This window comes from Alphaproteobacteria bacterium US3C007 (genome assembly GCA_034423775.1).
GTDB lineage: Bacteria > Pseudomonadota > Alphaproteobacteria > Rhodobacterales > Rhodobacteraceae > Thalassovivens > Thalassovivens spotae.
Genome location: CP139918.1, coordinates 1443393 through 1465018 on the forward strand (window position 1 = coordinate 1443393; position 21626 = coordinate 1465018).

At 50.6% G+C, this 21626-nt stretch carries 19 protein-coding genes; 15 read left to right on the top strand and 4 right to left on the bottom strand.

Features of this window, described 5'->3' with window-relative positions; translation table 11 throughout:
• Positions 1–765 precede the first annotated feature (765 nt).
• The 11 genes from UM181_06975 (at position 766) to UM181_07025 (ending at position 14923) form a co-directional block, all read left to right on the top strand.
• The gene (locus UM181_06975; GenBank protein WQC64341.1) at positions 766–1542 is read left to right on the top strand and encodes a DeoR/GlpR family DNA-binding transcription regulator; all 777 of its coding nucleotides are present in this window, start codon (positions 766–768) and stop codon (positions 1540–1542) included.
• Positions 1535–3121, top strand: coding sequence for a glycerol-3-phosphate dehydrogenase (gene glpD, locus UM181_06980; GenBank protein ID WQC64342.1), 1587 nt, complete (start codon positions 1535–1537; stop codon positions 3119–3121). The genes UM181_06975 and glpD overlap by 8 nt, the downstream gene beginning before the upstream one ends.
• A gap of 185 nt (positions 3122–3306) precedes the next feature.
• The gene (locus UM181_06985; GenBank protein ID WQC64343.1) at positions 3307–3942 is read left to right on the top strand and encodes a class I SAM-dependent methyltransferase; all 636 of its coding nucleotides are present in this window, start codon (positions 3307–3309) and stop codon (positions 3940–3942) included.
• A gap of 79 nt (positions 3943–4021) precedes the next feature.
• A complete protein-coding gene (locus UM181_06990) occupies positions 4022–4849 on the top strand; it encodes a mechanosensitive ion channel (protein ID WQC64344.1) in 828 nt (275 codons plus the stop codon).
• Between the two features lie 398 nt (positions 4850–5247).
• Positions 5248–6918: an ABC transporter substrate-binding protein gene (locus UM181_06995; protein ID WQC64345.1), complete on the top strand. Its 1671-nt coding sequence runs from the start codon at positions 5248–5250 to the stop codon at positions 6916–6918.
• A gap of 94 nt (positions 6919–7012) precedes the next feature.
• Positions 7013–8059 carry an ABC transporter permease gene (locus tag UM181_07000; GenBank protein ID WQC64346.1) on the top strand — a complete coding sequence of 349 codons (1047 nt, stop codon included), beginning with the start codon at positions 7013–7015 and terminating at the stop codon, positions 8057–8059.
• Between the two features lie 13 nt (positions 8060–8072).
• On the top strand, positions 8073–9266 hold the full coding sequence (locus UM181_07005; GenBank protein ID WQC64347.1) for an ABC transporter permease: 1194 nt from the start codon (positions 8073–8075) through the stop codon (positions 9264–9266).
• A 60-nt stretch (positions 9267–9326) separates the two neighbouring features.
• Positions 9327–11414 (top strand): ABC transporter ATP-binding protein, encoded by a 2088-nt coding sequence (locus tag UM181_07010; protein WQC64348.1) that lies wholly within the window; start codon positions 9327–9329, stop codon positions 11412–11414.
• Positions 11415–11815: 401 nt separating this feature from the next.
• Positions 11816–12337, top strand: a complete 522-nt coding sequence (locus tag UM181_07015; GenBank protein WQC64349.1) for a gamma-glutamylcyclotransferase family protein — start codon at positions 11816–11818, stop codon at positions 12335–12337.
• Positions 12338–12348: 11 nt separating this feature from the next.
• The gene (locus UM181_07020) at positions 12349–14103 is read left to right on the top strand and encodes an adenylate/guanylate cyclase domain-containing protein (GenBank protein WQC64350.1); all 1755 of its coding nucleotides are present in this window, start codon (positions 12349–12351) and stop codon (positions 14101–14103) included.
• 136 nt (positions 14104–14239) lie between these two features.
• Positions 14240–14923 (top strand): hypothetical protein, encoded by a 684-nt coding sequence (locus UM181_07025; GenBank protein ID WQC64351.1) that lies wholly within the window; start codon positions 14240–14242, stop codon positions 14921–14923.
• A gap of 1 nt (position 14924) precedes the next feature.
• Here the strand turns inward: UM181_07025 and UM181_07030 are convergent, their stop codons facing one another.
• Complete coding sequence (locus UM181_07030) at positions 14925–15983, bottom strand: zinc ABC transporter substrate-binding protein (protein WQC64352.1); 1059 nt, start codon at positions 15981–15983, stop codon at positions 14925–14927.
• A 112-nt stretch (positions 15984–16095) separates the two neighbouring features.
• Here UM181_07030 and UM181_07035 point away from each other — a divergent pair, with 112 nt between their 5' ends.
• Genes UM181_07035 through UM181_07045 form a run of 3 tightly spaced genes read left to right on the top strand, consistent with a single transcriptional unit; the run spans position 16096 to position 18205 of the window.
• The gene (locus tag UM181_07035) at positions 16096–16575 is read left to right on the top strand and encodes a transcriptional repressor (GenBank protein ID WQC64353.1); all 480 of its coding nucleotides are present in this window, start codon (positions 16096–16098) and stop codon (positions 16573–16575) included.
• Positions 16572–17399 (top strand): metal ABC transporter ATP-binding protein, encoded by an 828-nt coding sequence (locus UM181_07040; GenBank protein ID WQC64354.1) that lies wholly within the window; start codon positions 16572–16574, stop codon positions 17397–17399. Before UM181_07035 ends, UM181_07040 begins: the two co-directional genes overlap by 4 nt.
• Complete coding sequence (locus UM181_07045) at positions 17399–18205, top strand: iron chelate uptake ABC transporter family permease subunit (GenBank protein ID WQC64355.1); 807 nt, start codon at positions 17399–17401, stop codon at positions 18203–18205. Before UM181_07040 ends, UM181_07045 begins: the two co-directional genes overlap by 1 nt.
• Before the next feature lie 21 nt (positions 18206–18226).
• Here the strand turns inward: UM181_07045 and UM181_07050 are convergent, their stop codons facing one another.
• Positions 18227–18526, bottom strand: a complete 300-nt coding sequence (locus UM181_07050; GenBank protein ID WQC64356.1) for a DUF1467 family protein — start codon at positions 18524–18526, stop codon at positions 18227–18229.
• A gap of 17 nt (positions 18527–18543) precedes the next feature.
• The gene (gene mce, locus UM181_07055) at positions 18544–18948 is read right to left on the bottom strand and encodes a methylmalonyl-CoA epimerase (protein WQC64357.1); all 405 of its coding nucleotides are present in this window, start codon (positions 18946–18948) and stop codon (positions 18544–18546) included.
• Between the two features lie 138 nt (positions 18949–19086).
• Between mce and UM181_07060 the strand changes: the two genes are divergently transcribed.
• A complete protein-coding gene (locus UM181_07060; protein WQC64358.1) occupies positions 19087–19767 on the top strand; it encodes a response regulator in 681 nt (226 codons plus the stop codon).
• Positions 19768–19817: 50 nt separating this feature from the next.
• Here UM181_07060 and aspS read toward each other — a convergent pair whose 3' ends face one another.
• The gene (aspS, locus tag UM181_07065; protein WQC64359.1) at positions 19818–21593 is read right to left on the bottom strand and encodes an aspartate--tRNA ligase; all 1776 of its coding nucleotides are present in this window, start codon (positions 21591–21593) and stop codon (positions 19818–19820) included.
• Positions 21594–21626 lie beyond the last annotated feature (33 nt).

Below are 21626 nucleotides of genomic sequence, written 5' to 3' on the forward strand. Positions count from 1 at the left end.
CGTGCTGTCCTGCGTGAAAACCACGGCTGTGTGAACCCGCGCATCTTCAAAAGAGCGGTGCGTATGGGCAGTATCGCCCCGCATAGTGCTTGGATGGTTGGACCGTCTGAGCGGGCAATCAAGATTGAACGCGGTCTGAATATACGCGGAAATGTCAGTGCGATTGCCAAGAAAGGGTGAGGCCAGATTATAGGTGTCGTACAGGGCATGACTGCGCGTTGCTTCGTGCCAAGACCCGTTCAGCCTGAGACGGTCAAAAATCAGCCGCTACGCCGCCAAAATAAGCGCCGGGTTGCGCGGCTGCCAATAAACGCGAAAACAGATCAAAGCCTTTCTGGTTCGATTGAATTGGCCTGATGAGACGCACCAGCCTTTTCTGATCGCTTCCAGCACCATAATAATCGCAGTTTAGTCAGCGCCTATTTTTTCGGTAAGATTTTTCGAAAAGTCGCCTCTTTTGCGGGCGAGCGCTCATCGCCCCTGCACAGCCTGAAGCTGCGCAACGACCGGCGGTTTAGAGGTGGGCGAACCTCTTTTACGTTTAAAAAACCGGAATCAAATGTTTTTATTTATTTATTTTGCTTGCTGAAGGCTGGTGGGGCTGAGGCCACATTTTTTGCGGCGCGATAAACAGCGTGCGCGTGTGGTTCTGATGGCGCGGCTCTGCGGCTTTGGTGACTTTTAGCCAAAGCAAATCAGTATCAGTTCGGTATATTTGTTCATTTGAGCTTGCAAAATGTTCATATGGTCAGTTAAACGCTGCGTATGGTCTTCACATCCCGCCAAGAATCTTTCTTATCGCTCTTGCGCCAGCAAGGAGAGGTAGAAGTTGAGCTGTTGGCGAAAGACTGGAACATCGCCACGCAAACAGTACGGCGTGATTTGGGCGTCTTGTGCCATGCCGGCCTAGCGCTGCGTACGCATGGCGGCGCAAAACGTATCAGCGGAGCTTCGGTGATGGCTTATGAAGATCGCCGCATGGTGCATTTGAAGGCCAAGCAAGCGATCGCGGGCGCAACCGCGAAGCTGATCCCCAATGGCGCCTCAGTGGCGCTGAATATCGGCACCACAACCGAATTGGTGGCAGAAGCCTTGCGCCAGCACCGCGATTTGACGGTGTTGTCGAACAACGTGAATATGGTGCCTATTTTTCGCGGATCAGGTTTGAAATCCTTGCATTTAATCGGTGGTGAGGTGCGCATGAGCGATGGCGCGATCATCGGTAGCGAGGCGGCGCGCGCGATCTCGCATTACAAAGTGGATTTTGCGATTATTGGAGCTTCGGCTTTGGATGAAGAGGGCGCCATCCTAGACTTTGATCATCATGAAGTGGAGGTGGCGCGGGCAATCTTAACCCATGCACGTTGTAAAATTCTGGTGGCGGACGGGTCGAAATTTGGCGTGCCCGCGCCGTATAAAATCTGCGATGTGGATCAATTGGATCATATCGTTTTAGAGTCAGCCCCGCCGAAGGCTTTCGTTCAGCGCCTTAACGCGGCCTCAACCGCTTTGCATATTACACAGGAACAAACATATGTCTGAAACACGCGATCCAGTGGATCTTTTTGTGATTGGTGGCGGTATCAATGGATGCGGGATCGCCCGTGATGCTGCGGGGCGCGGCTATTCCGTTGCATTGGCTGAAATGAATGATCTGGCCTCTGCCACCTCTTCGGCCTCGACCAAATTGTTTCATGGTGGCTTGCGCTATCTTGAGTTTTTAGAGTTCCGCTTGGTGCGCGAGGCCTTGATCGAACGCGAAACCTTGCTGCGCGCGATGCCTCATATCAGTTGGCCGATGCGGTTTATTCTGCCCTATGACGCCTCGATGCGCTTTGACAGCGAAACCCCCGTCTCGCGGTTTTTGGCGCGTATCATGCCATGGATGAAGGGCCGTCGGCCTGCATGGTTATTGCGCTTGGCTCTTTTTCTTTATGACACTTTGGGGGGACGAAAAATTCTGCCGGGAACAAGCCGTCTGAATTTGCAAACAGATCCTGAAGGTGCGCCGTTGAAACCCTTTTTGAAACAGGCGTTTGAATATTCGGATTGTTGGGTGGAGGATGCGCGTTTGGTGGTGCTGAACGCCCGTGATGCGGCGGCGCGCGGCGCAAAGATTAATGTGCGCAGCAAAGTTGTTGCGGCGCATTATGCGGATGGGCTGTGGCATGTTCAGCTGCAAAGCCAAGATGGGGCGCAGCAAACCCTAAGCGCTAAAATGCTGGTAAATGCGGGCGGGCCTTGGGTTGAAACGGTGATAAACGGCGCCTTGCGCTTGAACAGCCGCGATAAGGTGCGTTTGGTGCGCGGCAGCCATATCGTGACCCGAAAGTTATTCGACCACGAGAAAAGCTACTTTTTTCAAGGTAAGGATGGGCGCATTATGTTTGCCATCCCCTATGAAGAGGATTTTACGCTGATTGGTACAACCGATGCTGATCATTCTGATCCAGGGCAAAAACCCGAATGCTCTGCAGAAGAACAAGCCTATTTGTTGAATTTCGCCAATCAGTATTTTGCTGCAGAGGTCACTGCAAAGGATGTGGTCTGGCGCTACGCCGGGGTGCGCCCGCTTTATGACGATGGGGCCAGTTCAGCCACCGCGGCCACGCGTGATTACGTGTTGCGGGTGGATCGCAGCGCCGGTGGGCCCGTGCTAAACGTGTTTGGTGGAAAAATCACCACATATCGGCGCTTGGCGGAATCTGCGCTGGAGTTGGTGGATGCAGAATTTGGTTCAACCAGCGCCAAATGGACTGCTGGTGTGGCCTTGCCAGGGGGTGATTTCCCGGTCGATGGTGTTGCGCAATTGCGCCGCGATTTGGCAGAGGCTTTGCCATTTCTGCAGGCGTCCACCATTCGCCGTTTGATCCGGCAATATGGCAGCGAGGCGCAGCAGATTTTTGCCGAGGCGGCCTCGGCGGAAGCGCTGGGGAATGATTTTGGCAGCGGCATTTATCAGCGTGAACTGGATTGGGCCATTGCGCAGGAATGGGTCCATGGGGCGGATGATTTTCTATGGCGCCGCTCAAAGCTTGGGTTGCGGGTCTCGCCTGATCAGCGGCAGGCGATTGAGGGGTATATTGCCGCGGCACTATCCGCCAAGGCGCCGGTTGCTTAGCTGCTAAACGCCGCCGCCGCAGGCTTATCACGCGGCAAGTCCATGCGGTTGTTATGCGCTGCGCGGCGCAACCCCGCCGCTGTAAAACTGCAAATGCTTTCCAGCCGACCCAATTCAGGATACGAATGCGTGAGGGGATAGCGCCGGCCAATTGGCCCTTGCGCAGCGTATTAGGGTGAAAACACATGTCGGAAAAAGCCCATTGGGATCAGGTGTGGCAGAACAAGCCAGCTGAACAAACCAGCTGGTTTCAAACCGCGCCAGCGCTAAGTGATGATTTTATCACGCGCGCGGGCATCGCCAAATCTGACCCAATTATTGATATAGGCAGCGGTGCCTCTTGCCTGATTGATTGGATGATAGCGGCCCGATATAGCAACATCACCGCGTTGGATATTGCCGCTGGCGGGATTTTAAAAACCAAAAAACGCCTAGGCCCCGCGGGCGATAGCCTCAAAATCATTGAGGCGGATATCCGCACTTGGTTTGCCAGTGAACAATTTATGCTGTGGCATGATCGGGCGGTTTTTCATTTTTTAACGCGTGAAGAGGAACAAGCCGCCTACGCCCGTATTCTGGCGGATGCGGTTGTGCCGGGGGGGTATTTCATCTGCGCAACATTCGCGCAAGATGGGCCGCTTAAATGTTCCGGTTTGCCCGTACAGCGATATAATATTCAGGCTCTCAAAAAGCGGTTTTCGGTAAATTTCCAGCTTCTGGAAGAGTGTCAGCAAGCGCATATCACCCCTGCGGGCAAGGTCCAAAACTTTCAATGGTCTTTTTGGAAAAGGCGCGCCTCGCCACAAAATAAGGCGCTTTGAAGAAGCGATCTGACGGCAAACTTGGGCTTGTTTCTAACGGAATTTAAGGCTCTTATAGGCTTGTCAAAAGGAGCGGTTGATGACGGAGATAGCGGATTTAAGCGGAATTTTAATGGCCGAACCGGTAACGGCGTTTTTGAGCAATCTGGCGGCTGCGATTGCAGCGATTGTAATCACGCTATTCGCCTCGCGGTTTGTGAAATCTTGGATTGCCAAACTGGGCTTTCGCTATGAGCAACTTGATGACACGTTATTTGTGTTTCTCAGCAAATTTGCACAAGTGGTCGTTCTTGCTGTCGGAAGTGTTTTTGTTTTAAATAGCTTTGGCGTTCAGACCACGTCAATCGTAGCGCTTCTGGGGGCGGCGGGTTTGGCGGTTGGCTTGGCGCTGCAGGGCACTTTGTCTAATTTTGCTGCAGGGATTATGCTGATTGTATTTCGGCCCTTTAAGAGGGGCGATTATGTTTCGGTTTCCGGGCAATCGGGTACGGTGAAAGAGATTTCTATTTTCACCACCGAATTGGGAACCCCGGATAACTTACAGATCATCGTTCCCAATGGCCAAGTTTGGGGCGCTCCGATCACGAATTTTTCTGCCTATGGAACACGGCGATTGGATGTGACCTTTGGCGTTGCCTATGCCAGCGATTTAAAACAGGTCGAAGAGGTGTTGGCGCAGGTTATCGCTGCCGATAAGCGTATTCACCAAGATCCAGCGCCGGTCATTAAAGTGAGCAACCTAAACCAAAGTTCGGTTGATTTCGTGGTGCGTATTTGGTGCGATTCAAGCGATTTGTGGACTTTGCGTCTGGACCTAAACCGCCAGGTGAAAGACAACTTTGATGCACAAAAGATCGAAATTCCCTTCCCTACAACCACGATTGTGCAGCAGGGTTCACAAGAATAAAGCGGCTTTCTTAATTTATGGTCTGGCGGGTCGGTGGCAGTTTTATGAATGCCAAGCCTTTAGATGAAGCTGATGGGTTATGAGGCGAATAGTACAGCGCTGGGCGTCGAACCGCGTTGGTGCTGCTTAAGATTGAAATTATATTTGCGCTCTTAAACGCTCTGGGGCGTTGATATTGGCGCGCCATGACTATTGTTGCAGAGGTTGAAAACGGTTTGATTTCCGGTTTGGTGGATCAAATCTAGCGCGCGCAGGGGCTGTATAATGCGCCAATCAACCGCAAAGGGTCGGTTTTTTATATCAATGTGGCGTTGAATTAGGTAGCGTCTAAAATACAAAGCTGGTCTTGGTTGAATTGTCCAACCAGATCACAGGAATAAATGTCTAGGGAGTTTAAGATGACAAAAATAAATAATAATTACGAAAAAGTGCATCCCGCAACGAAAATGTATGCGAAAGAGTTTCAGAAAGGTCAGCTCAGCCGGCGTGAGTTCCTATCCAGAACAACCGCCTTGGGGCTTACAGCATCTGCTGCCTATGCGTTAGGGGGGCTAACGCGGCCTGCTCAGGCGGGTGGTCATTTGCAGCAGGGCGGAACAATGCGCATGCAGATGGATGTTATTGGGTTAAAAGATCCGCGTACTTTTGACTGGACGCAATTGGCACATTTTACCGGCGGCTATTTGGAATATTTGGTTGAGTACAATAACGACGGGTCAATAACTCCTAACCTATTGGAAAGCTGGAGCGCAAATGAGGACGCTTCAAAATATACGCTGAACGTTCGCAAAGGTGTGAAATGGAATAACGGCGACGATTTTACAGCCGAAGATGTGGCGCGTAATATTGAGGGTTGGTGTGATAAATCAGTTGAAGGCAATTCAATGGCTGGCCGTATGGCTTCCCTTATTGATCCTGACACTGGGACAGCCGCTGCAGGGGCAATCAAAGTGATTGATAGCCACACGGTTGAACTGACATGCGTGGCTTCTGACATCACTGTTATTGCAGGAATGGCTGATTATCCCGCAGCCGTTGTGCATTCAACGTTTTCTGTTGACACAATGGGAACAAATCCAGTTGGAACCGGCCCATTCATGCCAGATGGTTATGAGGTAGGCGTCAAAGCTGCGCTGGTGAAAAACGAAGCGCATGAGTGGTGGGGCTATTCAGTTGGGAGAACCGTGCCGCTGGATCGTATTGAATTTATCGACTATGGAACTGACCCGTCAGCATGGATTGCCGCGGCGGAAGGCGATGAAGTTGATGTATTTTATGAAACTGTAGGAGAATATGTCGACATCGTACCGGGGATAGGCTGGGAAAACTCTACTATTGCGACTGGATCGACAATCGTTATCCGGCCAAACCAGGTCGCCCAAGATGCTGACGGCAACACACCCTATGCAGATAAACGCGTTAGACAGGCGATTGCTATGGCTGTTGATAATGCACTGTGCTTAGAATTGGGCTATGCGGGGAAAGGTTCCCCTGCGGACAATTCCCACGCTGGGCCTATGCATCCGGAGTATGATCCAAGCGTCGTAAGGTTGCCATATGATCCAGAGAAAGCCATGGCTTTGATGAAAGAAGCTGGCATGGAAGAGTATGAGCATGAAATCACATCGATAGATGATGATTGGCGAAAAAACACAACCGACTCGGTTGCAGCGCAGCTTAGGGATGCCGGTTTTAAGGTGAAAAGAACAATTTTGCCAGGCTCTACTTTCTGGAATGATTGGACAAAATATGCCTTCAGTTCAACAAACTGGAACCATCGCCCCTTTGCAACACAAGTGTGGGGCTTAGCCTATAGATCTGGAGAGGCCTGGAATGAATTTGCCTGGAATAACCCAGAGTTTGACGCACTTTTAGCCGAGGCGAATGCAATTTCCGATGCGGATGAACGGCGCAAAATTGCAGGAAAATGCCAAGCTCTGATCGCTGACGAGGGTGTGACAATTCAGCCATATTGGCGCGCTTTGTACAGAAGCCATCGACCTGACCTTCAATGTGAGCAGCACATCGCTTACCACCCACATCACTATAAGTGGGGCTTTAAAGCGTAAAACTTAAATTTATCAGGCCGCACTTAGAAGAAGTGCGGCCTTTTTACGTGTACGGTAAAGATTAAAACTTTAATCAGATAGAACAGGATTAGGAATGGCACTATTTGTTTTGCGGCGTCTAGCAGTCATGCTATTCACGGCTTTATGTTTAACTTTTGTCGTATTTTTCTTAACAAACCTATATCCTAACTTAGAAAAGCTTGCCAAAACCCAAGGCAACTTTCGGATGAACGATGAGGCCGTTCAATCTTACTTGCTCAATCGTGGGTACTTGCTACCCGTGCCTGTAAAATATGGTCAGTGGCTAGGTGTCTTGCCGGGATATGTGATCGAAGGCACGGATGGAGAAGTGCGCGGTAGATGCATCAGCTCTGAAATTTCCGTAAGTGATGCTCCTAAATATTGTGGGATTTTACAAGGCGATTGGGGATATTCAACGCGCTTTAAAGATGACGTTTCGGGGATCATTGGCACTCGGCTTGCTTTGACCGGTACGTTAATGTTTTGGGTCATGGCGCTTATGGTGCCAAGTGCGCTTATTCTGGGTATTCTGGCCGGCATGCGCGAAGGCAGCCGAACCGATCGATCGCTGTCAACGGTTGCGATTTTGACCACAGCGACCCCCGAATATGTCTCAGGCGTGATCCTAATATCTATTTTTGCATCCAGCGCCGTAGGGCTGAAATGGTTCAAAGGAACCGCAACCTCGGCGATGGAAAACCCTAATCTTGAGAATTTTTTATTGCCGGTTTTAACGATTGCGATCTACGGAATGGGCTACATTGCGCGGATGACAAGGGCCTCAATGACCGAAGTGATGACCGCCCAATATATCCGAACCGCACGTTTAAAAGGCGTTTCATTCCCGAATGTTGTTTTGAAACACGCGCTGAGAAACGCTTTAATTGCGCCGTTCACGGTGATTATGCTTCAATTTCCTTGGCTACTAAACGGCGTTGTAATTGTTGAAACACTTTTTAATTACAAAGGCTTTGGTTGGGTTTTGGTGCAGGCTGCCGGGAATAATGATATTGAGCTTCTTTTAGGGGTATCGGTGGTCTCTGTCGTGGTGGTTCTTGTCACGCAGCTCATATCTGACATCGGTTACGTTTATTTGAATCCACGCATAAGCGTTACGTGAAAAGGACCCTGCAATGACTTCTTTATCGTGGACGGAAATATTTTTGGGCATGATCATCCAGCTTGGGCCGGTCTGGATTTCTCTTGTGGTGCTTTTTGTTATCTCTATGCGATATAAAAGATCGCTGGGCCTATATGGAAAGCTTTTTGACTCGGTTATTGGAATGATCGGGTTTGCGATTGTAATGTTCTGGGTGTTTACAGGATTTTTCTCAGGTGCAATGGATCTGATAATTACGCAAGATCCATTGGCGCAATTTTCAGGTATGAAGAATAAAGTTCCCGGCACTGCCCTAAGGGGCGCCGAAGATGACAGTTACAAGCATTTTTTATTGGGAGGCGACCATTTAGCCCGAGACGTTTTCAGCCGCGTGATCGCCGGTTCTACGATCGTTATTGTGATTGCACCTTTGGCCACGTTATTTGCCTTTATGGTTGGAATCACATTGGGTATTCCTGCCGGCTATTATGCGGGGCGGCTCGACACATCGATCTCTTTTGTCGCAAATTTGATTTTGGCGTTTCCAGTCATATTGCTGTTTTATCTCTTGGTCACTCCGGAAATCAGACTGACCGGTTTGCCGCAATATATGGCGATTGTTTTGTTTGTGTTCCCATTAATTTTTTACTCTGTATTGATCTATTCGCGTTATCACACAGTTCCCGCGAAGCGGAATGCTTTGCTGGGCGTGGGACTGGCCATATTAGGGCTATTATATGTTTCGTTGATCAATGAAACGGGCAGTAAAATTGAGTTCTTTAACGCGATAGATCTGTTTGACGTGGATGCGGGATTGCTGACCGTTTTTGTGTCGGTGGTTTTTGTAAACTCACCAACTGTTTTTCGGATTATCCGAGGCTTAACCATGGATATCAAAACCCGAGATTACGTTGCTGCGGCGCAGACGCGGGGTGAAGGTGCGTGGTATATCATGCTTTGGGAAATACTTCCAAATGCGCGCGGGCCGCTGATCGTAGATTTTTGCCTTCGCATTGGATACACCACTATTTTACTTGGAACGCTTGGCTTTTTCGGTCTTGGTTTGTCGCCTGAGGATCCCAACTGGGGGGCAACAATCAATGATGGTCGAAAATTGCTTTCCATTTATCCCCATGCGGCTTTGGTTCCGTCCTTTGCCTTGCTGAGTCTTGTGTTAGGCTTGAATTTGCTGGCCGATGGTCTGCGCGAGGAAAGCCTGAAGGATTAGAAAGTTAAAACTCGTCAAAAATTGCGCACTTAAACGCGTCAACTGAATAGGCAAAGAAAAATGGATAAAACAGATTTTGACGGTCCGATTTTGGAAATCGATAGGCTTTCCATATCCTTTTTTACCCGATTAAACGAAATTCCAGCCGTGATGGATTTTTCCGTTGCTGTTCAACCTGGTGAAGCCGTGGGTTTGGTTGGAGAATCTGGGTGTGGGAAATCTACGGTTGCATTGGGCGTGATGCAGGATCTTGGTGTGAATGGCAAAATCGTTGGCGGTACGATCAAATTTAAGGGCCGCGATCTTGCTCAGATGAGCGCGGAGGAGTTGCGGAATATTCGCGGCAATGAACTTGCGATGATCTATCAAGAACCAATGGCCTCATTGAACCCGGCGCTGAAAATTTCCAAGCAGCTAACAGAAGTGCCGATGATCCACGAAGGGGTGTCCGAGCGAGAAGCTTATAAACGGGCGCTCGAGGTTGTCAAAGATGTTAAGCTGCCCGACCCTGAGCGCATCCTTAAATCATATCCTCACCAATTGTCTGGCGGCCAGCAGCAGCGGATCGTTATCGCTATGGCGCTGATGTCAAAACCGGCTTTGCTTATTTTGGATGAACCCACCACCGCGCTTGATGTCACGGTTGAGGCGGCGGTTGTCAAGCTGGTGAAAGATTTGGGCAAAAAATATGGCACATCCATGCTGTTCATCTCGCATAACCTTGGGCTTGTTTTGGAAACCTGTGACCGCATCTGCGTAATGTATTCTGGTGAAGCGGTGGAAACCGGCAGAATTAAAGATGTTTTTGAAAAAATGCAGCACCCTTATACGCAGGCCCTTTTTCGATCTATTCCGCTGCCAGGGGCAAATAAAACAACCCGTCCATTGGTGGCTATTCCTGGAAATTTTCCACTGCCGCATGAACGGCCGCCAGGGTGCAATTTTGGGCCACGCTGCGACTATTTCCAAGAGGGGGTCTGTGATAGTTCGGCTATTGATATGGTCCCAATCGAAGGTCATGCGCTTCATTTAAGCCGCTGCAAAAGAGTTCAAAATATCGACTGGTCGCAACCTGCCAGTGCTTCAAGCGCAAATTCTAAGTCAGAGCTTGGGGATGTGATCCTCAAAATTGATAAGCTTAAGAAATATTATGAAGTTGCTGCCAATGCGCTTTTTGGCAGCGCAGGGGAAAAGCGCGTTGTCAAAGCGAATGAGTCAATTTCGTTTGAGGCGCGTGAAGGCGAAACTCTTGCGATTGTGGGAGAGTCTGGTTGCGGCAAGTCTACCTTTGCCAAAGTTCTCATGGGTCTGGAAACGGCGACAGATGGCCAAATTTTATTAGACGGAAACGATATTCAGCAAATTGCAATTGAAGATCGTAGCACTCAAACAGTTGCAGATATTCAAATGGTTTTCCAAAATCCGTTTGACACGTTGAACCCTTCTATGTCGGTTGGCCGTCAAATTATGCGCGCGCTTGAGGTTTTCAAATACGGCTCATCCGATTCAGAGCGTTCGAACCGTATGCTTGAACTTTTAGATCTGGTGAAACTGCCCCGGGCTTTTTCGCAGCGGATGCCGCGCCAGCTTTCGGGTGGTCAAAAGCAGCGCGTAGGGATCGCAAGGGCGTTTGCGGGCGGCGCGCGGATTGTGGTTGCCGATGAACCGGTTTCGGCTTTGGATGTTTCAGTTCAAGCGGCGGTTACGGATCTTTTGATGGAGATCCAGCGCAACGAGAAAACGACGCTGCTCTTTATCAGCCACGATTTGTCAATCGTTCGCTATCTCAGTGATCGGGTCATGGTGATGTATTTGGGGCATGTGGTTGAGCTTGGGACCACAGAGCAAGTATTTTCGCCCCCCTATCATCCCTATACGCAAGCCTTGCTTTCGGCGGTTCCAATTGCCGATACGAGCGTTGAAAAGCAGAGCATCGTGCTTGAGGGCGATATTCCCTCTGCCATGGATCCACCCAGCGGATGCCCATTTCAGACCAGATGCCATTGGAAGGTGCATGTGGCAGATAATTTATGCGAAACAGAAATTCCAAAAAATCAAATTTTGGACAATGACCATCACATAAAATGCCACCTCAGCGATGCGATGCTGCAAAGAATGGAACCTGTGATTAAACTTGCGGCAGAATAGCCGGTTTCACGGTGTCTGCCAGTTTGTACCGCGGCGTTTCTTTTGCGATGGTCTGTTTGAAGCGCAGGGCGGCTTTGTCGAAATGGCATCTGGCGGTTGTGGTCTTGCTGAAGGTTAAAATAACCGTCCCGGCGATGATATAAAATATTGACCGTCAAAAAGCGATTAATGGGCTTAAGACGTTTTCAAGCATGACGGCTTAAATACAGTTTTGCATCGCATATATATAGGCGCTGTTTTTTTAACTGCGGGCCAACTTTAGGCGATGACGTGCATCTGGAGCCGGCGAAAGGTCTTGCTCTGGCAGTAAATAAGAAATCTTTAAAGTCAAAACGCATTGCATGCTTGACGGGGCTTAAATTTATCACTCACTTTGAGATAATTATTTCGGGGTGTTCTGAATGGCATTTTACTTTGGATATGGATCGAACATGTCGACGCGATATCTCTCTGGCGTGCGCAATATCACCCCGCTGCGGAGCCAATCCAGCTATCTTGACGATTATGCCTTGGTGATGGGGCTGGTTGGGCCAAACTTTATTGAACCGAGTTTTGCCAATATAAAGCCCTGTAAAGGTGGTCGGGTCGAAGGGGTTGTTCACGAAATTACCGAGAGCGATATGGCGCGGGTGATCGCCTCAGAGGGCGAGAATTATGAGGTGATCGAAGCCCCGATCCGTTTCGCCGGTGAGACGGTTTTGGCCCAAACTTTGCGCTGTAAAAACGAGGTGAATGATGATCTGCCGACCTCGCGCCGTTATATGCGGATCCTGCTAAAAGCCGCGCGACAGAATAATTTAAGCGCCGGCTATATCGAAGCTCTGCAGCGTAAAAAAACCGTCTATTATCCAATTTTATCAGAAATCTTTGCCATTCGCGTCTATTTATGGGTAAAACGCCGGGCCAAAAAGCAGCGCGTGTAAAGGGTTTTAAAATGTCTGAAAGTGAAATTCTTCGAAAAATTGCCGTGATTTTCGTAACCGATGTGGTCGGGTTTAGCACGCTCATGGCGCAGAATGAGGAACTTACCCTGCGCAGTTTTCGCAGCTGTAAAGAGATTCTGGACAATTTGTTTGAAGAGCATAGCGGGCGTATTTTCAACACGGCCGGAGATTCTGTTCTGGCTGAATTTCCAAGCGCGGTTTCGGCGGTTATTTGTGCCGTAGAATTTCAAAAGCTCATCAAAGCGCGCAATGCCTCGGTTCCTAACGCGGCGCAGATGCAATTTCGCATCGGCCTAAATATGGGGGATGTCATTATTGAAGGCACCAATCTCTATGGGGATGGGGTGAATGTGGCGGCCCGCTTAGAGGCGTTATCGCAAGCCGGTGGCGTGTGCCTGTCAAAAAGTATTCATGACTTTGTTAGCCAGAAAGTGGATTTGGGCTTTCAAGATATTGGGGCGCAGCAGGTTAAGAATACCAACGTGCACGCGTTTGACGTTTCCATTGGCGGGTTGGCGCCGCGCCAGATCGCGCCAACGCCGCCTGCAATCGAACCCGTTGAGGCTGGCGCACCGCCCTCGATTGCCGTTTTGCCGTTTAAAAATATGAGCACGGATGCAGAACAGGAATATTTTGCCGATGGGGTGACGGAAGATATCATCAGCCATTTGGCTCTATGGAAAACCTTTCCGGTGGTTTCGCGCAATTCAAGCTTTTCGGTGAAAGGTCTTTCGCTCACTGCGAACGAAATTTCCGATAAGTTAAACGCCCGGTACTTGGTTGAGGGCAGTATACGAAAAGCTGGAAATAAGGTGCGGATCAGCGCCAGTTTAACCGATGCCTTAAAAGATCGCACGATATGGTCTGAACGTTGGGATCGCCCTTTGGATGATATTTTTGAAGTTCAAGATGAAATTTCGATCGCGGTTGCCCGGGCGATTGATCCTGAAATTCGCCGCCAATCTCGCGAAAATACTGAGCTATCAAAGCCGGAAAGCCTCACCGCGTGGGATTTGTATTTACAGGCCCTGCAAAAATATCACCGGCGTGATGCACCAGAGGGTATTTTGTCTTTATGCGATCAAGCGATTCAAGCATCGGTAAATTTTCTGGATCCCTATCTGTTAAAATGCAAAGTCTTGCTTCGCGAAAGGTTCAAGCCGCATAACAGAGAAAGGCGCGCAGAACTGTCTGCTCAGATCTTTGAAATTGCTTCTTATGTTGTGGGAAAAGAAGCGTCGAATGCTGGGGCACTTGCGATGATGGCCAGCTATTATTTTCAGCTCAATGATTTGGATAATGCCCGACATTACGCCCATGAAGCATTTGGCATAAACCCAAATAATTCTGCGGCAACGCGGGCCTTAAGCCTGACCGAAGCTTATGCTGGCAATATTGAATTGGCCTATGATTATTTTTTGAAAACCCAAGCGCTTGACCCCTCTGAGTGGCGTGAATGGCCGCAATTTGAGGTCAGCCTTCTGATGGTTTTGGGGCGCATGAATGAGGCTTTGGATAAAATAACCCGCGCGGTTGAAAACGATCCGGAGAATAATTTGCTTTTGGGGTTTAAAGTGGCTGCGCTGGGTAATTTAGACCGATTGGCTGATGCGCAGCAGGGTTTGGAAGCATTTTTGCAGTTGCGCCCGGATGTAACCTCATTGGCAGATTACGCCCCATTGCTTCCTGATTTTGTGGTGGAGGCCGTGTTGCAGGGCATGCAGAAAGCAGGGCTTAAACAATAAACAGGTGGCAGGTTCCCGCCGGTGAGGGTGGGCCAGCGGGCGTTTGGCACGGTTCTCGCAAGGTCATGGTGTAAGGTGAAGTGATCAAGGCCAGGTCGGGCGCTTGGCACGGCGCGCGCGGTGTCGCAGGATGGAAATGAACGAAAAGCTGATTCAAGAAACCGTACAATTGATCAGGCTGTCAGGTCATGTGATCGAAGGTCAGCTGATGTTTGAACCTTGGTCGGACCGCGCGATGCACTTCATTGATGGCTTGGCGCCGCAAGGATATTCTTTGTACATCAAACTGCCCGAACCTTTAGAACAAGAGCTGATCGATTGGGCGCATAAAGATCGCCATATTTGGGCTTTGGCGCGTGGATATGTGCTGCGGATGGCAGCTGATAGGGTGTCAGTTGGAGCAGCAGCGCATGAATTTTCGCTTTTGTTGATGGGCGGATTTGAAAAGAAATGGCCGCGGGGGAAGAAAGAGAGTTTCTATCGGGATGATTTATTATGCATTTTGATTCAGTATTTAATCACCGCCCATAATATGAAAACGCGGGCCGTTTTTGGCAAAGAGCAAAGCGCTCCCGTGATCGTTTTTGAAGCATTTCAACGGTTGGGGTTTAAAGATCGGCTTAGCGCCAAAGACTACGCAAAAAGGTGGGACATCAATCGCAAGCGATCCAGCTATGCGACGGATTATTTCAAACGTAAGGCGCGTAATTTGGCCGAGTTGCTGCAGGCGAGCGGCTGGGCCTTTCAAGAGACATTGCCCGCCCCCGCCGTGCAGCCTGACCGGCCCGCCCCTGCTGATGAGGCGCGGGGCTCAGGTTGAGTTACCCTTCATTATTCGTGAAACAGGCCACCATCGCATCGGCAATATTCTGCAAAACAGCCTCATAGAGCCTGTGGTCCAAGGGCAGGCCTGCGCCAAGCGGATCCAGCTGTTTCAAGCGCACTGAAGTTCCGTTGATTAAATTGTCTAGAAGCTTCGCGTTATATCCCGGCTCGGCAAACACACAGCTGATTTTTCGATCTTGCATGAGATCCCGAATTGCCAAGATGCGCGCGGCACTCGGCGGCGCGGCGTGCCCATCTGAAATTGCACCTTGCGCGGCAAGCCCAAAGCGCGCTTCAAAATATTGGAAGGCATCATGCACGATTAAGAAGCGTTCCGCGTGATGCGGCGCCAGCTGCTGCGCGATATTTTTGTTTAACAGCTCTAAGCTTGCTTTGGTCTTTGCGGCATTTGCATAATAAGCGCCCGCATTCTCGGGGTCTGTCTGCGATAATATATCCGCAATTTTATAGATCCAATGTATTGCGTTTTCTGGATCCAACCAGAAATGTGGGTCTAACCCAGAGTGGTCGTGGCCTGCATGATCCTGATGATCATTCCCGTCATGCGCTGCGGTGTTTTTGTGCTTTTCTGCATGATTATTTTCTGCATGCCCGTTGACTTTACCGGGGCTGTCATGTTCGTCATGTTCGTCATGTTCGTCATGTTCGTCATGTTCGTCATGTTCGCCTTGGTTTTCAAACAGGGCCCCTTTGCGAAATGATAATTGAACCACGCCCGCTTGTTCGCCTAAGGCCACCGCGATAGGCGCCTGTGCAAGAGAGGCTTGCGCCTTTTCCAACCAAGGGGTTAACCCTTCACCAATCCAAAAAATAATATCAGCCTGTCCAAGGTCGCGCCTTTGCGAAGGGCGTAGCGCGAAATTATGCGGAGAATCATTGCCACGCAGCAGAAGCTTTGGCGTGCCTACGCCCTGCATCACGCTGCTGACAAGGCTGAAAACTGGTGGGATATCCACGACGATATTTGGCACATCTGCCCGCACTCCGCTAGCGCTGACAAGCAGAGCGGTGGCTAAAATTGGTAATCGGCGCATAGGAGTCTTTCTTTGTAATATTATAACATCGTTCACTCTTTATTTGTTACAGAATAACATATCAAGAGGAATTGGCATTGGAATGCGCAAATTACTTTAGTACACAGGCAGGATGAATTTAGGATTCCACAAACACGATCATGCCGCCTGTATCAGCGAGGGGGTGGCCCGCGCGGATGCGCTTTGCGTTGAAGAGGGCGTCCAATTCACCCCAGTGCGAAAGCGGGTGTTAGAGTTGCTCTTGCAGGCGCATCGGGCGATGGGGGCGTATCAAATACTGGATCAGTTGCGCGAAGATGGCTTTAAGCATCAGCCGCCGGTGGCCTATCGGGCGCTTGATTTTTTGGTGGCGCGCGGCTTTGCGCATAAAATTGAAAAGCTGAACGCCTTTATTGCTTGCGCGCATCTTGGGTTGCACCACTCGCCAGCGTTTTTGATTTGTCGGCGCTGCGCGTCGGTTGCCGAAACGCGCGTGGATGAAACCCGCGGCCCGTTAAGCGATGTGGCGAACTCGGCAGGGTTTGTAATCGAAAAAGCGGTGATCGAAGCCGAAGGAATTTGTCCCAATTGTCTGACTGATCAACCGGAATGAGCTTGATTACGGCAAAAAACCTGAGCGTTGCGTTGAATGGCCGAACGGTTCTGCAAAACGTTGATCTCAGCATTTCATCGGCCGAAATCCTCACTGTTATTGGCCCCAACGGGTCAGGAAAAACCACCTTGCTGCGCAGCCTTATTGGCTCAATAACTCCGCTGAAAGGCGCTTTAACCCGGCAAGCTGGCTTGCGCATTGGCTATGTGCCGCAAAAGCTTCATATCGATGCGACCTTACCGCTGACTGTCAGCCGGTTTATGGCGCTGCCACGCCGGGTGCCGGCCAAAGATCTTGAGGCGGCGGCGGCGCAGGCGGGGCTGGGGCATGTTTCGCAGGCGCAGTTATCACAGCTGTCTGGTGGACAATTTCAGCGCGTTTTATTGGCGCGCGCGCTGTTATGCCGCCCGCAGCTGTTAATTTTGGATGAGCCGACGCAAGGTTTGGATCATTCTGGAGCAGCTGCTTTTTATCGGCAAATAGAAACGGTGCGGCAAAATACTGGCTGCGCAGTGCTGTTGGTGAGCCATGATTTGCACGTTGTGATGGCGGCCTCTGATCGGGTGATTTGTTTGAACGGGCATGTCTGCTGCCAAGGAAGCCCAGAGCAGGTTGCCTCGAGCCCTGAATATCAAACGCTTTTTGGGGCCTCAACAGATGGTGCGATGGCGCTTTACCGCCATGAGCACGATCATGACCATGACCATGACCATGAGCATGACGATCACCACGATCATCACCATAATGATCACCCGCGCGGGCCGGTTGCGACAGTTACGGGGCCAAAGGTTGCGCCCGATGCCAATGCCAAAGAGCTGGCCTGATGGAGATGTTTGACGCCTTTTTGGTAAGGGCGATCTTGGCGGGTGTGGCATTGTCTTTGGCGGCTGCGCCGCTTGGCTGTTTTGTGGTTTGGCGGCGGATGGCGTATTTCGGCGATGCCACAGCGCATGCCTCAATCTTGGGTGTGGCCCTGTCTTTGGCGTTTGCACTGCCGGTGTTTATTGGCGTTTTGCTGATTGCGCTTGCAATGGCGCTGGCGATTTCTGCGCTGCAGGCCCGCGGTCAAACATTAGATACGTTGCTTGGGGTGATGGCGCATTCAACGTTGGCTTTGGGCTTGGTGACGGTGTCGTTTTTCTCGGATGTGCGGATCGATCTGATGGCCTATCTTTTCGGGGATATTCTATCGGTTGCTTGGTCCGATTTTCTGTGGATCGGCCTTGGTCTTTTCCTCGTGGTCGGGTTGCTTGGGTGGCGCTGGTCGGCCTTGCTGACCTGCACTTTGAACCGCGATTTGGCGCAGGCTGAAGGGATTAACCCCAAGCGTGAGCAATTGGTATTGACCCTGGCCTTGGCCCTTATTGTGGCGTTGGGCATTCAAATTGTCGGAGCCATCCTCATCGCGGCTTTGTTGATTATTCCAGCAGCTGCGGCGCGTAATTTTGCAAATACACCTGAAGCGATGGCCTTGATCGCGGCGGCGTTTGGTGCTTGTGCAACGCTTGGCGGTCTTGCGGCCTCATTGCATTGGGATACACCAACCGGCCCCAGCATTATTTGCTGTGCGGCGGCGTTGTTCTTTACATCAACATTGCTAGGCGCCTTGCGCGGGCGTGGTTTGTCTTAAGTAACGCCGCGCATCGCGCTGTTATTGATCCGCAGGGCTTTCGTTTGTCGTGGCAGGGCCCATCCGGTTGAACACATCCAGATCACGTATGGTGATCGCACCGGATAAGATGATCGATGTAATCACGGCCCAAAGCACCGCGGCGATCGCTGTGGTAATCCAAGCCTTCTTTTTCAAATTGTGATCTTCCGGCGCTCCGGCATGCGTGCCTGGCACGACCGTGCCAACATCGCCCTGCGTTTTGAGGCGAATAGGGATCACAACCAGAAAGGTTAAAAACCACAGAACGGCAAAGAGAACCAGCGCAGAGGTTATAGACATATTCGGTTTCCTATTCGCTACACTTGTTCAAGTTCAATCAAGGTGCCGTTGAAGTCCTTGGGATGTAAAAACAGCACAGGTTTTCCATGCGCGCCGATTTTTGGCTCGCCTTTGCCCAAAACCCGGCTGCCAGCCTCAATAAGTTGGTCGCGGGCTTTTCTAATATCGTCCACCTCATAACAGATATGGTGGATTCCGCCGCTTGGGTTTTTATCAAGAAAGCTTTGAATAGGGCTGGTTTCTCCCAAAGGATAAAGCAGCTCGATCTTGGTGTTTGGCAGCGTGATGAATACCACGGTGACGCCATGATCAGGCTCATCTTGGGCGGGGCCAACCTCAGCCCCTAGGGTGCTGCGATATTGCTCTGCAGCGCGTTCTAAGTCGGGGACGGCGATGGCCACATGATTGAGGCGTCCGATCATCTGAGCTCTCCTATCGATTGCGCAACCTTATGCGCTGAGAGTGGCGGCGGTGCAAGAGCCGCCCGCGCGTTCTGACTTGAATTAACCGCTTATTAGCCACCCTGAGGCAGGATGGTTTCAGAATCGCAGGAGGCGTGCATGAATTCATTGGATCTGGTAGAACTGACGCCAATGGGGCGCAACACTCGGCCCTTAATCGGAAAAACAGTTCTGATTGTCGAAGATAGCCGTTTTATCTGTGAAGCGGCGCGTTTGATGTGTTTGCACAGCGGTGCGCGATTGCGCCGCGCGGATAGTTTGGCGGCGGCGCGCCGGCATTTGAACGTTTACTTCCCCACAATCGTCATTATCGACGTTGGTTTGCCGGATGGATCCGGCCTTCAGTTGATATCAGAATTGGCGGGCGCATCTCCGCGCATTGGTGTGATTTTGGGCACCAGCGGGGATGATCTGATGCATTATCAAAGCTTGCAAGCGGGCGCGGATGGATTTCTTGCAAAACCTTTTGAAAACCTCTCTTGCTTTCAATCAACGATTTTGCAGCTTTTGCCCATCGAGCAAAAACCCAAAGGCCCGATTGTTCTGCAAGATGCGCCGGTCACGCCTGATTTGATTACCTTTCGCGATGATTTAGTGCAGGCGCTGATCAGTTTGAAAGATTACCCCTCTGCCAAGGAAGAAGGCTTTATCCGCAGTTTTTTAGCAGGGGTGTGCGCGGCCAGCGGCGATGATTTTATGCGAGAGGCCATAAAAACCGGCGATATTGATCAGCTCTGCGCAAAAATTGAACACCGCATTGGCCAGATCGCAATTCTATAAACCACGATTGTTAACATCGTGCGCTGCATATTGATGGCGCTTCTGCCGCTTTAGTCTTGCGGGATGACTCGCAGGTTCAACTCCATCAATTGATCTGCCATCGGCTGACTTGGCGCGTCCATCATAAGGTCTTCGGCGCGTTGGTTCATGGGGAACATGATCACTTCGCGGATATTTGCCTCATCGGCCAGCAGCATCACGATACGGTCAATCCCGGCGGCGCATCCACCATGCGGCGGTGCGCCAAATTGGAACGCGTTGACCATGCCGCCAAATCTTTTGCGCACTTCGCTTTCATCATAGCCGGCGATTTCAAAGGCTTTGAACATGATTTCGGGTTTGTGGTTTCGGATCGCGCCAGAAACCAATTCATACCCGTTGCAAGACAGATCATATTGGTAGCCCAAAACCGCAAGAGGATCACCTTCAAGCGCCTCCATACCGCCTTGCGGCATCGAAAATGGATTATGTTCAAAATCGATTTTTCCGGTTTCCGCATCCTGTTCGTAAATCGGAAAATCAACAATCCAAGCAAAGGCGAAGCGATTTTTGTCGGTTAGATTAAGCTCTTCGCCAATTACGTTGCGGGCGCGGCCGGCAACCGCCTCAAAGGCTTTTGGTTTTCCGCCCAAGAAAAACGCAGCATCCCCCACATCCAGGCCAAGCTGCTGCCGGATCGCTTCTGTGCGTTCTGGCCCGATATTTTTGGCCAAAGGCCCCGCCGCTTCCATGCCGTTTTCGCCGCTGCGCCAGAAAATATAGCCCATGCCAGGCAAGCCTTCTTTTTGCGCAAACGCATTCATTCGATCACAAAACTTGCGGCTGCCGCCCCCGGGTGCGGGGATGGCGCGAATTTCAGTGCCCTCTTGTTCCAATAATTTTGCAAAAATTGCAAAGCCCGACCCGCGGAAATGATCAGAAACGCGCTGCATTTTGATCGGGTTGCGCAGATCTGGCTTATCCGAGCCATACCAAAGCGCTGCATCGCGATAAGAGATTTGAGGCCAATCGGCATCGACCGTGCGCCCGCCGCCAAAATCTTCAAAAACCGAACGTAAAACAGGTTGAATCGTGTCAAACACATCCTGTTGCGTGACAAATGACATCTCAAGATCAAGTTGATAAAAATCAGTTGGAGAGCGATCCGCCCGCGGATCTTCATCGCGAAAGCAGGGGGCAATTTGAAAATATTTGTCAAAGCCCGAGACCATGATCAGTTGTTTGAACTGTTGGGGCGCCTGCGGCAATGCATAGAACTTGCCCGGGTGCAGTCGGCTTGGCACCAGAAAATCGCGCGCGCCTTCCGGGCTTGAGGCTGTGATGATCGGGGTTTGGTATTCGCGGAAATTACGGTCCCACATTTTGCGTCGGATACTGGCCACCACATCTGAGCGCAGCTTCATATTGTCTTGCAACTTTTGACGGCGCAGATCCAAATAGCGGTAGCGCAGGCGCGTTTCTTCAGGATAATCTTGCTCGCCAAAGACCATCAGCGGCAGCTCTTCAGCTTGCCCCAAAACTTCCAGATCGCGAATAAATACCTCAACCTCACCCGTTGGAATTTTGTCGTTGATCAGACTTTCATCGCGCAGCATGACATTGCCATCAATGCGAATACACCATTCGCTGCGCAGCTTTTCAATTTCTGCAAACACGGGGCTGTCCGGGTCTGCCATCACCTGCGTGATGCCATAATGATCGCGCAGATCGATAAACAGCAACCCACCATGATCACGCACGCGGTGCACCCAGCCTGAAAGACGTACGGTCTCTCCGACATTTGATTTATTCAGGTCGGCGCATGTATGGCTGCGATAGACGTGCATGGCTTTGGCCTTTCCAAGCAAAGATCAATTCTT

What these genes read in the sequence shown, in the direction of transcription:
- UM181_06975 (WQC64341.1), top strand. Translation starts at nt 766, where the DNA reads ATGGTCTTCACATCCCGCCAAGAATCTTTCTTATCGCTCTTGCGCCAG.
- glpD (WQC64342.1), top strand. Translation starts at nt 1,535, where the DNA reads ATGTCTGAAACACGCGATCCAGTGGATCTTTTTGTGATTGGTGGCGGT.
- UM181_06985 (WQC64343.1), top strand. Translation starts at nt 3,307, where the DNA reads ATGTCGGAAAAAGCCCATTGGGATCAGGTGTGGCAGAACAAGCCAGCT.
- UM181_06990 (WQC64344.1), top strand. Translation starts at nt 4,022, where the DNA reads ATGACGGAGATAGCGGATTTAAGCGGAATTTTAATGGCCGAACCGGTA.
- UM181_06995 (WQC64345.1), top strand. Translation starts at nt 5,248, where the DNA reads ATGACAAAAATAAATAATAATTACGAAAAAGTGCATCCCGCAACGAAA.
- UM181_07000 (WQC64346.1), top strand. Translation starts at nt 7,013, where the DNA reads ATGGCACTATTTGTTTTGCGGCGTCTAGCAGTCATGCTATTCACGGCT.
- UM181_07005 (WQC64347.1), top strand. Translation starts at nt 8,073, where the DNA reads ATGACTTCTTTATCGTGGACGGAAATATTTTTGGGCATGATCATCCAG.
- UM181_07010 (WQC64348.1), top strand. Translation starts at nt 9,327, where the DNA reads ATGGATAAAACAGATTTTGACGGTCCGATTTTGGAAATCGATAGGCTT.
- UM181_07015 (WQC64349.1), top strand. Translation starts at nt 11,816, where the DNA reads ATGGCATTTTACTTTGGATATGGATCGAACATGTCGACGCGATATCTC.
- UM181_07020 (WQC64350.1), top strand. Translation starts at nt 12,349, where the DNA reads ATGTCTGAAAGTGAAATTCTTCGAAAAATTGCCGTGATTTTCGTAACC.
- UM181_07025 (WQC64351.1), top strand. Translation starts at nt 14,240, where the DNA reads ATGAACGAAAAGCTGATTCAAGAAACCGTACAATTGATCAGGCTGTCA.
- UM181_07030 (WQC64352.1), bottom strand. Translation starts at nt 15,983, where the DNA reads ATGCGCCGATTACCAATTTTAGCCACCGCTCTGCTTGTCAGCGCTAGC.
- UM181_07035 (WQC64353.1), top strand. Translation starts at nt 16,096, where the DNA reads ATGAATTTAGGATTCCACAAACACGATCATGCCGCCTGTATCAGCGAG.
- UM181_07040 (WQC64354.1), top strand. Translation starts at nt 16,572, where the DNA reads ATGAGCTTGATTACGGCAAAAAACCTGAGCGTTGCGTTGAATGGCCGA.
- UM181_07045 (WQC64355.1), top strand. Translation starts at nt 17,399, where the DNA reads ATGGAGATGTTTGACGCCTTTTTGGTAAGGGCGATCTTGGCGGGTGTG.
- UM181_07050 (WQC64356.1), bottom strand. Translation starts at nt 18,526, where the DNA reads ATGTCTATAACCTCTGCGCTGGTTCTCTTTGCCGTTCTGTGGTTTTTA.
- mce (WQC64357.1), bottom strand. Translation starts at nt 18,948, where the DNA reads ATGATCGGACGCCTCAATCATGTGGCCATCGCCGTCCCCGACTTAGAA.
- UM181_07060 (WQC64358.1), top strand. Translation starts at nt 19,087, where the DNA reads ATGAATTCATTGGATCTGGTAGAACTGACGCCAATGGGGCGCAACACT.
- aspS (WQC64359.1), bottom strand. Translation starts at nt 21,593, where the DNA reads ATGCACGTCTATCGCAGCCATACATGCGCCGACCTGAATAAATCAAAT.